At 44.1% G+C, this 14,775-nt stretch carries 15 protein-coding genes; 12 read left to right on the top strand and 3 right to left on the bottom strand.

The window, feature by feature from the left end:
• The first annotated feature begins 6 nt into the window (after nucleotides 1-6).
• The 5 genes from atpG (at nucleotide 7) to AC13DA_RS02585 (ending at nucleotide 5,034) form a co-directional block, all read left to right on the top strand.
• Entirely contained in the window at nucleotides 7-873 is an 867-nt protein-coding gene (gene atpG, locus AC13DA_RS02605) for a F0F1 ATP synthase subunit gamma (protein WP_284451426.1), read from the top strand.
• 30 nt (nucleotides 874-903) lie between these two features.
• Nucleotides 904-2,280 carry a F0F1 ATP synthase subunit beta gene (atpD, locus tag AC13DA_RS02600; protein WP_007144161.1) on the top strand — a complete coding sequence of 459 codons (1,377 nt, stop codon included), beginning with the start codon at nucleotides 904-906 and terminating at the stop codon, nucleotides 2,278-2,280.
• A 17-nt stretch (nucleotides 2,281-2,297) separates the two neighbouring features.
• Nucleotides 2,298-2,726 carry a F0F1 ATP synthase subunit epsilon gene (locus AC13DA_RS02595; RefSeq protein ID WP_007144160.1) on the top strand — a complete coding sequence of 143 codons (429 nt, stop codon included), beginning with the start codon at nucleotides 2,298-2,300 and terminating at the stop codon, nucleotides 2,724-2,726.
• Nucleotides 2,727-2,827: 101 nt separating this feature from the next.
• On the top strand, nucleotides 2,828-4,195 hold the full coding sequence (gene glmU, locus AC13DA_RS02590; RefSeq protein ID WP_284451427.1) for a bifunctional UDP-N-acetylglucosamine diphosphorylase/glucosamine-1-phosphate N-acetyltransferase GlmU: 1,368 nt from the start codon (nucleotides 2,828-2,830) through the stop codon (nucleotides 4,193-4,195).
• Entirely contained in the window at nucleotides 4,165-5,034 is an 870-nt protein-coding gene (locus AC13DA_RS02585; protein WP_139031820.1) for an FRG domain-containing protein, read from the top strand. Before glmU ends, AC13DA_RS02585 begins: the two co-directional genes overlap by 31 nt.
• Nucleotides 5,035-5,719: 685 nt before the next feature.
• Here AC13DA_RS02585 and AC13DA_RS02580 read toward each other — a convergent pair.
• Nucleotides 5,720-6,046, bottom strand: a complete 327-nt coding sequence (locus AC13DA_RS02580; RefSeq protein ID WP_273179336.1) for a DUF1820 family protein — start codon at nucleotides 6,044-6,046, stop codon at nucleotides 5,720-5,722.
• Nucleotides 6,047-7,415: 1,369 nt separating this feature from the next.
• A complete protein-coding gene (bfr, locus tag AC13DA_RS02575) occupies nucleotides 7,416-7,898 on the bottom strand; it encodes a bacterioferritin (protein WP_284451430.1) in 483 nt (160 codons plus the stop codon).
• Between the two features lie 206 nt (nucleotides 7,899-8,104).
• On the opposite strand from bfr, the gene AC13DA_RS02570 reads away from it, so the two are divergent.
• The 3 genes from AC13DA_RS02570 to AC13DA_RS02560 all read left to right on the top strand — a co-directional run bounded on the left by AC13DA_RS02570 (nucleotide 8,105) and on the right by AC13DA_RS02560 (nucleotide 11,539).
• On the top strand, nucleotides 8,105-9,442 hold the full coding sequence (locus tag AC13DA_RS02570) for a ferredoxin reductase family protein (protein WP_284451431.1): 1,338 nt from the start codon (nucleotides 8,105-8,107) through the stop codon (nucleotides 9,440-9,442).
• An 84-nt stretch (nucleotides 9,443-9,526) separates the two neighbouring features.
• Nucleotides 9,527-10,480, top strand: coding sequence for a magnesium/cobalt transporter CorA (corA, locus tag AC13DA_RS02565; RefSeq protein ID WP_284451432.1), 954 nt, complete (start codon nucleotides 9,527-9,529; stop codon nucleotides 10,478-10,480).
• Between the two features lie 141 nt (nucleotides 10,481-10,621).
• Nucleotides 10,622-11,539 (top strand): sensor domain-containing diguanylate cyclase, encoded by a 918-nt coding sequence (locus AC13DA_RS02560; protein WP_284451433.1) that lies wholly within the window; start codon nucleotides 10,622-10,624, stop codon nucleotides 11,537-11,539.
• Nucleotides 11,540-11,581: 42 nt separating this feature from the next.
• On the opposite strand, the gene AC13DA_RS02555 is transcribed toward AC13DA_RS02560, so the two are convergent.
• Nucleotides 11,582-11,935, bottom strand: coding sequence for an ester cyclase (locus AC13DA_RS02555; RefSeq protein ID WP_284451434.1), 354 nt, complete (start codon nucleotides 11,933-11,935; stop codon nucleotides 11,582-11,584).
• A gap of 251 nt (nucleotides 11,936-12,186) precedes the next feature.
• Here AC13DA_RS02555 and AC13DA_RS02550 point away from each other — a divergent pair, with 251 nt between their 5' ends.
• The 4 genes from AC13DA_RS02550 (at nucleotide 12,187) to AC13DA_RS02535 (ending at nucleotide 14,668) form a co-directional block, all read left to right on the top strand.
• On the top strand, nucleotides 12,187-12,552 hold the full coding sequence (locus AC13DA_RS02550) for a winged helix-turn-helix transcriptional regulator (protein ID WP_007144148.1): 366 nt from the start codon (nucleotides 12,187-12,189) through the stop codon (nucleotides 12,550-12,552).
• A 62-nt stretch (nucleotides 12,553-12,614) separates the two neighbouring features.
• Nucleotides 12,615-13,610, top strand: coding sequence for a hypothetical protein (locus tag AC13DA_RS02545; protein ID WP_284451435.1), 996 nt, complete (start codon nucleotides 12,615-12,617; stop codon nucleotides 13,608-13,610).
• Nucleotides 13,607-13,966, top strand: a complete 360-nt coding sequence (locus AC13DA_RS02540; RefSeq protein WP_284451436.1) for a glutaredoxin family protein — start codon at nucleotides 13,607-13,609, stop codon at nucleotides 13,964-13,966. Before AC13DA_RS02545 ends, AC13DA_RS02540 begins: the two co-directional genes overlap by 4 nt.
• 57 nt (nucleotides 13,967-14,023) lie before the next feature.
• On the top strand, nucleotides 14,024-14,668 hold the full coding sequence (locus AC13DA_RS02535) for a hypothetical protein (RefSeq protein ID WP_284451437.1): 645 nt from the start codon (nucleotides 14,024-14,026) through the stop codon (nucleotides 14,666-14,668).
• Nucleotides 14,669-14,775 lie beyond the last annotated feature (107 nt).

The raw sequence follows: 14,775 nt of genomic DNA, 5'->3' as shown, positions 1-14,775 counted from the left end.
TAAGTCATGGCTAGCGGTAAAGAGATACGGACTCAAATTGGCAGCATCAAAAATACGCAGAAAATTACTTCTGCTATGGAGATGGTTGCAGCGAGTAAAATGCGTAAGGCTCAAGATCGCATGGTAGCGACACGTCCTTATTCAGACAAGATTTACAACGTTATTCAGCATTTAGCTTTTGCACATCCAGAGTACAAACATCCGTACTTACAAGATCGTGAAGAAAGCAAACGTGTTGGCTACATTGTGGTCTCGTCTGATCGCGGACTTTGTGGCGGTCTGAATAACAACCTGTTTAAATCCGTTTTGAAAGATATCAAAACAAAATTGGATGCAGGTTTGGAAGTAGATGTCTGTGCTATCGGCCAGAAAGCGTCTACTTTCTTTAAACGACTGCCCGTCAACCTTGTCAGTCAGAAAGTGCAATTAGGTGATGCGCCACAAGCGCATGAACTGATTGGTACTGTTAAGGTTATGCTGGATGCTTACAACGAAGGTCAGATTGACAGCCTATATTTTGTTTATAACGAGTTCGTGAACACCATGACTCAGGAAAACAAAATTGTACGGTTGTTACCGGCCAAGCCTGAGAAGCCGAGCGAAGAGCTTTCCCATCACTGGGATTACATTTACGAACCTGATGCAAAAGATGTACTTGACGACCTGCTCGTTCGTTACATCGAATCATTAGTTTACCAAGGTGTTGTCGAGAATATTGCCTGTGAGCAAGCCTCTCGAATGATCGCAATGAAAAATGCGAGCGACAATGCAGGTGATCTTATTGATGACTTGCAATTGGTTTACAACAAAGCTCGACAAGCTGCGATTACGCAAGAGATCTCCGAGATTGTTGCAGGTGCCGCTGCGGTATAACTGATATAGAAGATATTAAGAGGAAGCGAGATGAGCTCTGGAAAGATTGTTCAAATTATCGGCGCGGTCGTCGACGTGGAATTCCCACGTGACAGCCTGCCTAAAGTATATGACGCCCTCCTGGTTGAAGAAGCTGGCTTAACGCTGGAAGTTCAACAACAACTAGGTGACGGTGTTGTTCGCGCAATTGCCATGGGTACAACAGATGGTCTGAAGCGTGATTTAGCAGTTTCCAACACAGGTAAAGCGATTAGCGTACCGGTTGGTAAAAAAACATTAGGTCGTATCATGGACGTCTTAGGTAATCCTATTGACGAAAAAGGCGACATCGGTGAAGAAGAGCGTTGGGGTATCCATCGTAAAGCACCGTCATTTGACGAATTAGCAGCCAGTAATGAATTACTGGAAACAGGTATCAAAGTTATCGACCTGGTTTGCCCATTCGCTAAAGGTGGTAAAGTCGGTCTGTTCGGTGGTGCCGGTGTAGGTAAAACCGTTAACATGATGGAACTGATTCGTAACATCGCGATCGAGCACAGCGGTTACTCAGTATTCGCGGGTGTAGGTGAACGTACTCGTGAAGGTAACGACTTCTATCATGAAATGACAGATTCAAACGTTATCGACAAAGTATCACTGGTTTACGGTCAGATGAATGAGCCACCTGGTAACCGTCTGCGTGTTGCGTTGACTGGTCTGACTATGGCGGAATTTTTCCGTGATGAAGGCCGTGACGTACTGTTCTTCGTTGATAACATTTACCGTTATACTTTGGCCGGTACTGAAGTATCAGCGTTGTTAGGTCGTATGCCTTCTGCGGTAGGTTACCAACCAACACTGGCTGAAGAAATGGGTGTTCTGCAAGAACGTATTACGTCAACTAAGACAGGTTCTATCACTTCTATCCAAGCGGTATACGTACCTGCGGATGACTTGACTGACCCATCACCAGCAACGACCTTCGCTCACTTAGACGCGACTGTTGTATTGTCACGTTCAATTGCTGAATTAGGTATCTACCCAGCAATCGATCCGTTAGATTCAACTTCACGTCAGCTAGATCCATTAGTGGTGGGTAACGAACACTATAACGTGGCTCGTGGCGTTCAAGGTACATTGCAACGTTATAAAGAACTGAAAGACATCATCGCGATTCTGGGTATGGACGAACTGTCAGAAGAAGATAAATTGACAGTAGCACGTGCTCGTAAGATTCAGCGTTTCTTGTCACAACCGTTCTTCGTAGCAGAAGTCTTTACTGGTGCACCTGGTAAATACGTCTCTCTGAAAGACACGATTGCTGGCTTCCAAGGCATTCTGAATGGCGACTACGATTCACTACCAGAACAAGCGTTCTACATGGTAGGTAGCATCGAAGAAGCTGTCGAGAAAGCTAAGAAGTACTAATCCCCTGGGAGGTAAACATGGCTATGACTATCCATGTTGATATCGTAAGCGCAGAGAAACAGATCTTTTCAGGTCTGGCACAAGCTGTCTTTGCATCAGCTGTGTTGGGTGAAGTGGGTATTTACCCACGTCACACACCTATGCTGACTCGCCTTAAACCAGGTGAAGTTCGTGTCTTAAAAGACAACGGCGAAGAAGAGCAGTACTACGTTTCTGGCGGCATGCTGGAAGTTCAACCACACGTTGTAACTGTGTTGGCTGACTCCGCATTACGTGCGGCTGACGTTGATGAAGCCGCTGCATTACAAGCGAAAGCTGATGCAGAAAAAGCCATCAATGACGGCTCAGCGAAACGTGACTTTGCAGAAGCTCAGAAAGAACTGGCTGAAGCAATGGCGCAACTGCGTGCAATCGAACGATTGAGATCGAACAGTAAAGGACGTTAGTCTTTCACTGTAAAAAATAAAAAAGGCTGTCTTCGTGACGGCCTTTTTTTTATCTATTGTCTGCTAAACTTAACCCCATTATCACCAATATGGAACACCCTATGAGCCTGAGCATTATCATCCTCGCTGCCGGTAAAGGCACTCGCATGAAATCGGCTAAACCGAAAGTCATGCACATACTCGCTAACAAACCTTTACTCCAACATGTGATTGATACCGCCAAACAACTCAATCCCAGCCAACTTGCTGTGGTCTGTGGCAGTGGTGCAGATGACGTCGTGCCTTATCTGCAGCAACAAGGTATTGATACCGCTATGCAGCTAGAGCAAATGGGAACAGGCCATGCTGTTGAGCAGGCCAAAGCCTTTTATCAGGAGAGTGACCAAGTCCTGGTGTTATATGGTGATGTACCTCTCATAGAAAAAGACACCCTTGAGGCACTAATTCATGAAGGTGATGCTAATACACTCAAAGTGTTGACCACGGTATTGGATGATCCAACAGGTTATGGCCGCATCGTGCGTGATGTCACCGGACGTATGCTGATGATCACCGAAGAAAAAGACGCCAACGAAGAAACGCGTGAAATCAACGAAGTGAATACCGGCATTATGTGTATTCCAGCAAAATGGTTAAACGGGGCTTTATCTCAACTTGATAACAATAATGCCCAAGGTGAATATTACCTGACGGATCTGATTGCCAAAGCAGTGGAAGAAGGCATCGAGATCGACTCCATCACCTGTGAAGACGAGCAGGAAGTGGCTGGTGTAAACAACCGGGTACAACTGGCCGAACTGGAAAGTTATTATCAGCAGAAAAAAGCCACAGAACTAATGATGGCAGGTGTCACCATGCGTGATCCCGCTCGTGTTGATATTCGTGGTGAACTGACGGTTGGACAAGATATTACCGTTGATGTGAATGTGATTTTCGAAGGCAATAATACGCTGGCAAATGATGTCACTATCGGCGCCAACTGCATCATCATCAATAGCATCATTCATCAAGGGGCTGAAATTCTGCCTAATAGCATTATTGAGAATGCTGAAGTGGGTACTAACTGTTCGGTAGGTCCTTATGCCCGTTTACGTCCGGGTAGCCGTTTAGCTGCAAAAGCCAAAGTGGGTAACTTTGTTGAAATTAAAAATGCGAATATCGGATTAGGTTCTAAAATCAATCATTTAAGTTATATTGGTGATACCGATATGGGTGCTGATGTAAATATCGGTGCCGGTACCATTACCTGTAACTATGATGGTGCGAATAAACATCGTACCGTGATTGGGGATCGGGTGTTTGTGGGGTCGGATACGCAGTTGGTTGCTCCAGTGACGGTTGAGGATGGGGCGACTATTGGCGCTGGGTCTACGATTCGGAAGGATGCTCCTTCGGAGGCTTTAACTTTGACGGTGTCTAAGCAGAAGACGGTTAGTGGGTGGCAGAGGCCGGTGAAGAAGAAATCATAATGATTACTAAACATATACGAACATGGAAAGGCTTTCTAAAAGCTATAGATGAAGTTCGTAGTATTTATTCGAAGACAATAAAAGAACTAGATAACGGAAAAAGATACGAACGTAATAATCTTATTTTGTTTCGAGGTCAGGCAAACACTAACTGGAAGTTAGAAACAACTCTCGAAAGAGCCACGAAAAAACAGTTTCATGTATTTGATTATGTTTTTGGTGCTATTCAGCAGTCACATGAAATAGAAGCATTTACAGAAAAAAATTGGAAGTTGCCGACTCATGAAGAACTCCAAAAAGACCTAAATGACAATATTGATCATTTTAAAGTAGATATACCAGCATATGAGTATCTGGTATATCTAAGACATCATGGTTACCCATCGCCTCTTTTAGATTGGTCAGAATCACCATTCATTGCGGCATACTTTGCATTGATTGAACGATGTACTGAGCCAGCAGCAATATATTGTTATATAGAGAGGCCGCATGGTGTAAAGGGTGGATTGGGAAGTAAACCAAAAATAACGTTACAAGGCCCATTTGTTAGAACTCATAAAAGGCATTTCGCTCAAAAGGCTTGGTATACAGTCGCAACGCAATGGGATTATGAGAGAGAAAGACATTATTTTTGCTCTCATGAATCAGTTTTTGATAATCAAACTCAGCGACCGAGCATTATTGAACAGGATGTACTGATTAAGATCGTTATTCCTGGCAGTTTGAGGAGTGAAATGTTAAAGAATCTAAATGATTTTAATATTAATCACTTTACACTCTTTCAAAGTGAAGAGTCTTTGATCAAGACTCTCGCAGATAAAAGGTTTCTTCAAAAGTAATCTTCCTCAAAGTTAAATATTTAGCACGGTAGGTTGGGTTGAGGAACGAAACCCAACGGGTAGTTTCTTGATTTAAAATCACATGCTGCCGCAGGGCGTTCATTTCTTTTGTTTGCCCAAAAGAAACGAACCAAAGAAAAAGGCACCCGATATTGCCTTATCTCTAAAAATTCACTGTATTTTATGGCGTGGACACCAACTCGCTACGCTCAAACACGTGTCCACTTAATCCATAAAATACAGCGAATTTTCAGCGGCAATAGACGGGACGAAAAGCGATCCCTATTTCCCCGTTTGTGCTGACGAGTAGCGCAGCTTTGTCTGGGTAACGGCTGGTTAGTGTTTGATTCGTGGCATCCATGCCACTCACCCTTTGGGCGCCTTCGGCGTCCAAATTTGTTCCAGACAAATTTGTGAGCGAAGCGAGTTTTAGCCGACCGCCTGAATCAATGTTATGACGAGTGGAGCCGCAGGCCAGCACTGTGGGGTGCCCTAGGGTTGTTAGGGAAATGGGCATGCACAAAATCTTCGGGAACGATTTTGAATTGCGAAGCAACCTGCTTGCAGTTGAGTCACAGGGAATGGCGAATATTTCCCTGACTCGCCATCAAGGCGAAATAATGACAGCATTAACTCGCGTAGGTTGGGTTGAACCTGTGAAACCCAACCTACTTTTTAAGTCATTCTATTTATTGGTTGGGGTATAAATCGGACTGGGGAAGTGGGTGACTTTGCCATCAAATTCGGTGATCTTGGCTAAACCTTTCTTTGTCACCGAATCAATTCTTAATACCGCATGCATGGGAATGTAGGTACGAGTCACATCAGCAAATTCGTCTTTGAGTTTTTCGTGGCTGGGATCTAATACTACCGAGGTGTGGGTATCCCACACGAAGTCACCTATCTCGATAAAACCAAATAAACCGCCTTGGCTGAGCTCGCGTGCGTAGAGTTCGTAACGTTGGCCGGCTTGAATAAATTCGACACGATATAAGAGTTCTTTTTTGCTCATGGTTTCTTCGTTTAGCTTTGTGGCTATTATTTACTGATATTAGTGGAAACTGTTTGTTTCAGTTGGGTGAGAGTTAAATGGGGTTAATGATGAGGTTTTCAAGTGTGGTTGGGGAAACCTAATAAGGCTCTAATTGTGAGCGGCGATCAATAGTAAGAAGGGGAGTTTTTCAAATCCCCGTTTGTGCTGACGAGTAGCGGAGGTTTATCTGGATCATGATTGTTCAGTGTCTGACCGAAGGGAGTTTTGACCAATCACCAGATAAAGCGAGCAACGCAGTGGAGCCTTAGGCCAGCACGGTGGGGTGCCCTAGGGTTGTTAGGGAAATGGGCACGCATTTCCCTGACTCGCCACTAAGGCGAAACTAATGGCTTTTAGACTTAAGATAAACCTCAATATTTAGAGTGAGTGTAAAAATTATTAGAACCTTCATCTTATTCAACTTCAGACGCTGCCGCGGGGCGTTCATTTATTTTGCATGCCCAAAATAAACGAACCAAACAAAAGGGCACCCGATATTGCCTTGTCTCTAAAAATTCACTGTATTTTATGGCGTGAACACCAACTCGCTGCGCTCAAACACGTGTCCACTTAATCCATAAAATAAAGCGAATTTTCAGCGGCAATAGACGGGACGAAGAGCGATCCCTATTTCCCCGTTTTTGCTGACGAGTAGCGCAGCTTTGTCTGGGTAACGGCTGGTTAGTGTTTGAGCGTTAGCGAGTTTTAACCAGACGCCAGACAAAGTGAGCAACGCAGTGGAGCCGTAGGCCAGCACGGTGGGGTGCCCTAGGGTTGTTAGGGAAATGGGCAAACATTTCCCTGACTCGCCATCAAGGCGAAACTAATGGCTTATAAATCTAAAACAATCCTTCTTATATTGATGATGTTTTACTTTCTTTCACACGCTGCCGCTGGGGCGTTCATTTTTTGCGTGGCCAAAAAACGAACCAAAAAAGGCCAGCCCAAAGCTTGCCCTATCGGGTTCCCTGCGCTTCTCAATCAGTTTGGAACACGACGAAAACTCGCTGCGCTCAGACACTTGTCGTGTTTGATCCAAACTGATTTCCGATGCTCGGCTGCGCAAAGGGCACCTCAATACTTTCCAGACTCGATATTGTTCCCAAAATCCCCCGTTTGTGCTGACGAGTAGCAGAGGTTTATCTGGATCATGATTGGTTATTGTCTGACCGAAGGGAGTTTTGACCAATCACCAGATAAAGTGAGCAACGCAGTGGAGCCGTAGGCCAGCACGGTGGGGTGCCCTATCGGGTTCCCTAGGGTTGTTAGGGAAATGGGCAAGCATTTCCCTGACTTGCCACCAAGGCGAAATGGGCGAGCTTGGAGAGCGTATCCAGCCTACCGAGAATTACTCCGCTTCCGCCAGTGTCATGGCTTGTAGATAATTTTCCAGACCCATTTTCTCAATCAGGCCAAGTTGTTGTTCTAACCAGTGGGTATGATCCAACTCGGTATCTTCAAGTTGCTTTTTCAGCATTTCGCGGGTTTCGTAGTCTTTTTCTGCTTCACATAGCGCAATGCCATCACGCAGGTTTTTGACGACGGCGTATTCCAAATCCAAATCATTTTGCAGCATGGCTTTGACGGTATGACCAACATGAAGTGGTTCGCGATGTGTCAGGTCGGGCATGCCTTCCAGAAACAGAATACGTTTGATCATTTGGTCAGCGTGTTCGGTTTCGTCCTGCATTTCATGGGCGATGCGGTTATAGAGGCGAGTCAGGCCCCAGTCTTCATACATACGTGAATGAATGAAGTATTGATCCATAGCCGTCAGTTCGCCTGCGAGTAGAGTATTGAGTAACTCAATAACTTTTGGGCTGCCTTTCATGTGTCGATCCTATGTTGTTTTCTATTGAGCACGCTGATGCGTGAATTGAACCATTGTAATAAAGCTGACGCTATTTTGCTGAGTGAATCGTCTGATTTAGATCAATGCATTTACATAATTTATAAATAATAATGGTTCTTGTTAACGTTCCCTTAACCTTGCCTCGTTTATATTCGCGCGATTGATTTAACGAATGATTGAGTTTTATGAAAAAGATTAAATATGCCTTACTGATAATTTTGTTGGTGCCCACAGGGTTGTGGTTATTGGCTGATACCTTGTTACCTGATCCCTTCAGCTATTTTTCTTTTCGCAGGGTATTTGTTCAATATAGCGGTGTAATTGCCATCGTGGTGATGAGCGTGGCCATGTTGCTTGCTCTCAGGCCGAAATGGGTTGAGCCGTATTTTAATGGTCTGGATAAAATGTACCGTCTGCACAAGTGGTTGGGGATTAGTGCATTAGTGTTTGCGGTGTCGCATTGGTGGTTCGCAAAAGGTACCAAGTGGATGGTCGGCTGGGGCTGGCTTGAACGACCAGAGCGTCGACCTCGAGGAAATGGTCCGGACTTGGGTTTTTGGGAAGGGTTATTTCGTTCACAGCGAGGGCTGGCGGAAACCATTGGTGAGTGGGCTTTTTACGCGGCTGCATTGCTGATCGTTTTAGCATTAATTAAGCGCTTCCCTTATCGCTGGTTTGCTAAAACACATACATTGTTGGCTGTTACGTATTTATTGTTTGTCTTTCATGCCATTATTTTGCTCAATTTCGATTACTGGTCTCAACCGATTGGTTGGTTAATGGCGGTATTGCTGGCAAGTGGAACATTTTCTGCGATATGGGTGTTATTGGAGCGGGTTGGCGCCAAACGTAAAGTTAATGGTGAGATCACTTCTCTTGAACATCATAAAGACATGCGTTTGATGGAAGTGACGGTGAGAATGGATGAAGGGTGGCCTGGGCATAAAGCAGGGCAGTTTGCCTTTGCAATGTCGGATAAAAAAGAAGGGCCGCATCCTTATACGATTGCTTCTGCCTGGGATCCTGATACCCGTTTGATACGATTTGTTATCAAAGCTTTGGGCGATCACACTAGTCGCTTGAGTGAACGTTTAACTATTGGCATGCCGATCACCATGGAAGGGCCGTATGGTGAGTTTGATTTTAATGATGATCAACAACGCCAAATCTGGGTGGGAGCTGGCATTGGTATGACGCCTTTTATTGCCCGCATGAAACGACTGGTAGACCAGCCTGACGGTAAAATTATCGATTTCTTTCATCCTACGATGCATATCAACGATACCATCAAAGAAAAGCTATCAGCCGATGTAGAAGCATCAAAGGTGAACTTACATTTACTGATTGATGAAAAAGATGGCTTACTGGATGCCGAGCGTATCCGTGAAACAGTGCCTGATTGGCGTATTGCCAGCATCTGGTTTTGTGGACCGCCGGCATTGGGTGAGGCTATCCGTAAAGACTTTATCAAACATGGCTTTCGAGCGGACCAATTCCATCAGGAGTTATTTAAGTTGCGATAAATAGATAAGTCATCGGCATTAAGCATGCATTACGTTACAATGCTTCTCTCTCACCCGCCTTAATACAAGCAATGAGGAGTACGCATGCTTCGTCTGTACAAAATCGCACAAGGTCTGATCAAAGAAATCCCTGTTGAAGGAGATATTTCTGCTTCCCAATTACGAGAAGCTGATTGGATTGATGCGCTTGAACCCGACGATGATGAGCGCGCATTACTCGGAACATTGTTTAGTGACGAAGTCCCTGATGTCGATGATGTCGAAGAAATCGAAGCGTCTGCACGCTGTTTTACCGATCAGGATGGTCTGCACGTGCATTCTCTATTTCTGGGGTATTCAGAGGGGCGACATCACACAGTTTCTGTTGCCTTTATCTTGCAGGAAGATCGGCTGGTGGCGATTCGTGATGGTGAGCTGAGTGATTTCCGTCTGTTACGAATGCGTGCGCGTCGCGGGCAAATTAGCTGTAAAACACCACGTGAGTTATTGATTACCCTGATGGAACAGAAAGTCGAAAACCATGCCGATAATCTGGAAGATATTCATCGTGAATTGGAACGGGTCAGTCATTTAGTGCTGGAAGATGAAGCGGCTGATCTGGAAGACTGCATCAGCCAACTGGCCAGACTGGAAGACAGTAATGGAAAAATCCGTCTCTGTCTGATGGATACCCAGCGTGATATTTCCTTCTTGCTCAGAAATTTACGTGAGGCAACTGAGTCTCGTGAAACCTTGTATGAAATTTTACGCGACTTAGAGACTTTGATGTCTCACACCACCTTTCTGTTCGATAAAATCAACTTCCTGATGGACTCGACACAGGGCTTTATCAATATTCAACAAGCTCAGATTATTAAAATCTTCTCTATTGCAGCGGTAGTATTTTTACCGCCAACGCTGGTGGCCAGTATTTATGGCATGAACTTCCATGTGATGCCTGAGTTGGATTGGCACTATGGATATCCCATGGCGATTGGTCTGATGGTTGCTGCGGGTATGGCACCTTACCTGTATTTCAAACGTAAAGGTTGGTTGTAATTCATGCTAATAAAGACGCCCCTAATATCCCAGAGGCGTTGTGCGTTCGTAAAGCTAAGACTACTATCTCATTATCTTGCTGATAGGTAACTGCCATGTGTGTCTCGGTACAACCCTGAGCTAGTATTGAGGGCAATATGAGTGATTGAAAACTCTGATTTTTTTAAAACGGTTCTAGATTCATTGCCTGAGCAAATTGTGGTGCTCGACAGGCAGGGAGAGATTGTATTTTGTAATCAATACTGGAATACATTTGCTGAACAGAATGGCTCAGAAATCACCGACTGGGTAGGGTTGAACTACTTAGACGTTTGTAATACCTCAGGCCGAAATGGCGACAAGATGGGACAAGACGTCAGTAAGGGGATTTATTCTGTTCTTCATGGTGAGGAGCCGACGTTTTATTATGAATATCCTTGTCACAGCCCGACTGAAAAACGCTGGTTTATGTTACGTGTTGTCATGTTCCATTTTCAAAATGCGGACTTCTTACTACTCACACACCACAATATTACAGAGAGAAAACGCTCAGAAGATCTGGCGCGCTCATTATCTCGAACAGATGCGTTAACACAAATAGCCAATCGCCGATATTTCAATACCTTTCTGAAAACAGAGTGGCGTCGTTGTAGACGATCTCAAACACCTTTTACCCTAGCCATGGTGGATATTGACCATTTCAAATTACTTAACGATACCTATGGTCACCAAAAGGGAGATGAGGTACTAGTCGAGTTTTCTGCCGTGTTGAGTGATTTTTGCCGAAGACCAGGTGATCTGTGCGCACGTTATGGCGGTGAGGAATTTGCATTGATATGGACAGATATCGAGCATACGGAAGCGGTAAAATTAGCAGAAGAATTGCTCATACAAATAGAGAGATTACAGATTGTAAATGAACACTCACCTACCAAGCCGATCTTAACTACCAGTATTGGCCTGGTCAGCCTACATCCCCAGGGAATGAATGAGCTAGAAATTTTAGCCAAAGCCGATGAGTTACTTTATGAGGCGAAACAGCAAGGCCGAAATAGATTAGTCGCTAATAAACTTAATTAAAAAAAGAAAAAAGCAGAGCCCAGACCCTGCTTTTTTATAAGATTACTTAACTTGTAACTGAGTGAATAAGGTATGTAAGTCCATAACATCCCAATGCTCTGCTAATTGACCATCTTCGACTCTGAAAATATCAATCGCATCAAACTTATACTTGGCATGTGTCGCTGGAATACCTAACCATTCATTATCATGTGTTCCAGAATATGTGCCGTATACCCAAACATACTCATCATTTGCAATGATGTTTTTTAACTCGTAGTTAAAGTCCGGAATAGCTGTGAACCAGTTACTGAAAAACGTTTTAAATCCTTCACTGCCCTGTGATACCGCTGGATTATGCTGAATATAATCTTTTTTCATGTATTTATTGAGGTTTGATAGATCTTTAATTAACAAAAACCTCGCCAGCAAAATTGCTCAGTAAGGTTAAGTTTGCTTTAGTTGCTGTGTCAGCCATGGCACTTGCTCCATTAAAAAGTAAGGTTGTTATTATGAGAATGTGTAAGAAATAGCGTTGCATAATGATGTCCTCTTAGTTGCATTTCATTGACAGGACAAATATTATGTTTGACAGTATCTTTCCGCAAGAAGGCACTTTATAGTTATATACATACAAAAAAGTAACTAATTAAGAGAAACAATGATTTATGATTGAATGGAATGTTTATAATCAACACTGCCCGACCCGTTTAGTACTCGATCGTATTGCTGATAAGTGGACAGTGCTCACTGTTGGTGCACTTGCTGAAGAAACAAAACGCTTTGGTGAGTTACGGCGCGAACTGGACGGTATTTCTCAGAAAATGCTGACCCAGACATTACGTGGACTTGAGCGAGATGGTTTGGTGAGTCGTCAGGTATATCCGACAGTGCCTCCGAAAGTGGAATATTCATTAACCTCACTTGGAAAAACGTTGATTGAATTGCTGGAGGGCATAAGAAATTGGTCGGAAGGCAATATCGAGCATGTTATCGAAGCCCAGCAAGCCTATGATGAACAAGCCACTCAGTAATCGATTTGAGTAGTCTATTTTCAGCTTTAGAGCAGAAGCCAGCGCGACAATGAAGGAAAACAATGTACACCGATAATGATCTGGAACAAGCGGTAGAGAAAGGAATATTTACTGCTTCAGCTGTTGAACAATTCCGCGAAGATGCACTGCAACGGCGTAATACCCACTTTGCAGATGAAGAAGATTTCAAACTAGTGTCCAGTTTTAACGATATCTTTGTATTGATGGCCTGTGCTTTATTATTGTTATCCACGGGCTGGGTTTTACAAGGCATTAGTGCACCATTAGCTGCGGTGGTGGTGGCTGTATTGTCCTGGGGATTGACTGAGTTTTTTGTATTAAAACGAAAAATGGCGCTGCCCGGTATCTTTTTGTTAGTGAGTTTTGTCGGCAGTATATTTGCTGCCGTTGTTTTAGCGCTGGGTTTACCCTCAGAGAATGGTTTTATGCTGGCGGGTTCGATTGCCGCTATTGCAGCATGGTGTCATTGGAAGCGGTTTAAAGTGCCGATAACGGTCGCTGCTGGCACAGCATCTGCAGTTGTCTTTATCGTCTCGCTGTTGGTTTCTCTTTTCCCGATATTAAAGAACTATTTGAGTTGGTTAATGTTCGGCGGTGGCCTGGTGGTATTTATGGTGGCTATGCAATGGGACTCGGCAGATTTAAAACGCGTGACCGGTAAATCCGATGTTGCCTTTTGGTTACATCTGACCGCCGCCCCACTGATTGTACATCCGATATTTTCTACTTTAGGTATCTTTGATGGTCAACATAGCAGTGCGACTCTGGCTTTGATCATGGGCTTCTATATTCTGCTGACATTGGTGTCATTGGTGATCGATCGCCGGGCATTTATGGTATCTGCGTTAGTCTATGTGCTGGTGGCATTAACGAAACTATTAGATACCTATGGTCTGGCTGGAGATAGTTTTGCTTATGTTGGTGTTTTTATTGGTTTTTCTTTATTACTTTTATCAGGTTTTTGGCACAAAGTCCGTTACCAGCTAGTGATACGTTTACCTGCGAGCTGGCAGGCTAAAGTGCCAGTGATTCAATGAAAAAGTTTCTGCTGTTTGTAGCTGTTTTTTTACTCTTCCAGCAGTGGCCTACGATAAAAGATGTCCTTTATCCGCCTAAAGATTACTCTTATTTACCCGCCACTTATGTGACGATGTATTCCACAGAATGGTGTGGTTACTGTGCAAAAATGCGTGCCTTTATGGCACGAAGAAATATTGCTTATGATGATCTGGATATTGAAAAGTCGGCACAAGCCAAACGTAATTTTGAAGCGCTAGGTGGGAGAGGCGTACCACTATTAGTAGTGAATAAGCATGTAATCCGCAGCTATAACCCCGATCTTGTTTTAAAGTATCTGGACGCCATCCCTGCCAAGTCTGCCGACATAAACTGAAGAGGGTTGGCACTGAGATTGCAAATTTGTCATTGAACTCCAGGACGAGGACATAAAATGACCATTTCAAGCCAATCATCACGAGATGTAACGGCAAATATTGCCACCTTATCAGATAAGTCGGTTGCCCTAATGCATCAACGAAAAATGTCGGATGATGCCGTAGAAACCTTCCAGAGTATTCTGCAAAAAGTGCAGCAGACCAATGATCCGAAAGCGGCATTGAGAAGTTTATCTGCTGATGAACTGGATATAGTCAGGCAGGCTCATAGCTTGGCTGAGCCTATTAACATTTCGGTGTTATCTGATGAAGGGGCGGCTAATCTATTGACTGCTCCCGGCCATACACGAGATTTAAATAATGACGGCCTAACCACAATTGGTGAGGGTAATATGCTTACTTTCCCTCCGGACAATGCCCCGGTTTCATTTAAAGCCGCTTGGGAAGAAGCCTCTGATGGGCTATCAATTATGGACATTCCAACTCACATGATTTTTGCCGTAGGGTTAGCAAATATTGGCCGTGAACCAGGTGACCCTAATTGGGTTAACCCTTATGCCAGCCCCGACTATGATTATGGTGCGGCGGTTTCAGAGATTATTGAGAGTGTGGAGTATCAATATAACCACAGTATGATTTCATTTGAGCAGTATCAAAAGAATATGGGCTTTTATAACAAGTTAACGGATGCTATGGCATAGTGAATAGAACCGACGGCTGTTTGAAACCATAAAAAACGGCAGGGCGCTTCCTTTTTTTCGGAGGGAGCGTGCCTGCCGTTTTGCTTAGCTTATCTCGTTTTCACCAA

This window comes from Methylophaga sp. F-2, from assembly GCF_056859315.1.
This window is presented reverse-complemented; position numbering and strand designations above follow the sequence as displayed.

Excerpts from the sequence above, each read along its gene's own strand:
- AC13DA_RS02580 (WP_273179336.1), bottom strand. The coding sequence starts at position 6,046 with ATGAGCAAAAAAGAACTCTTATATCGTGTCGAATTTATTCAAGCCGGC.
- AC13DA_RS02550 (WP_007144148.1), top strand. The coding sequence starts at position 12,187 with ATGATTGAATGGAATGTTTATAATCAACACTGCCCGACCCGTTTAGTA.
- AC13DA_RS02535 (WP_284451437.1), top strand. The coding sequence starts at position 14,024 with ATGACCATTTCAAGCCAATCATCACGAGATGTAACGGCAAATATTGCC.
- corA (WP_284451432.1), top strand. The coding sequence starts at position 9,527 with ATGCTTCGTCTGTACAAAATCGCACAAGGTCTGATCAAAGAAATCCCT.
- AC13DA_RS02595 (WP_007144160.1), top strand. The coding sequence starts at position 2,298 with ATGGCTATGACTATCCATGTTGATATCGTAAGCGCAGAGAAACAGATC.
- atpG (WP_284451426.1), top strand. The coding sequence starts at position 7 with ATGGCTAGCGGTAAAGAGATACGGACTCAAATTGGCAGCATCAAAAAT.
- atpD (WP_007144161.1), top strand. The coding sequence starts at position 904 with ATGAGCTCTGGAAAGATTGTTCAAATTATCGGCGCGGTCGTCGACGTG.
- bfr (WP_284451430.1), bottom strand. The coding sequence starts at position 7,898 with ATGAAAGGCAGCCCAAAAGTTATTGAGTTACTCAATACTCTACTCGCA.
- AC13DA_RS02545 (WP_284451435.1), top strand. The coding sequence starts at position 12,615 with ATGTACACCGATAATGATCTGGAACAAGCGGTAGAGAAAGGAATATTT.
- AC13DA_RS02570 (WP_284451431.1), top strand. The coding sequence starts at position 8,105 with ATGAAAAAGATTAAATATGCCTTACTGATAATTTTGTTGGTGCCCACA.
- AC13DA_RS02540 (WP_284451436.1), top strand. The coding sequence starts at position 13,607 with ATGAAAAAGTTTCTGCTGTTTGTAGCTGTTTTTTTACTCTTCCAGCAG.
- glmU (WP_284451427.1), top strand. The coding sequence starts at position 2,828 with ATGAGCCTGAGCATTATCATCCTCGCTGCCGGTAAAGGCACTCGCATG.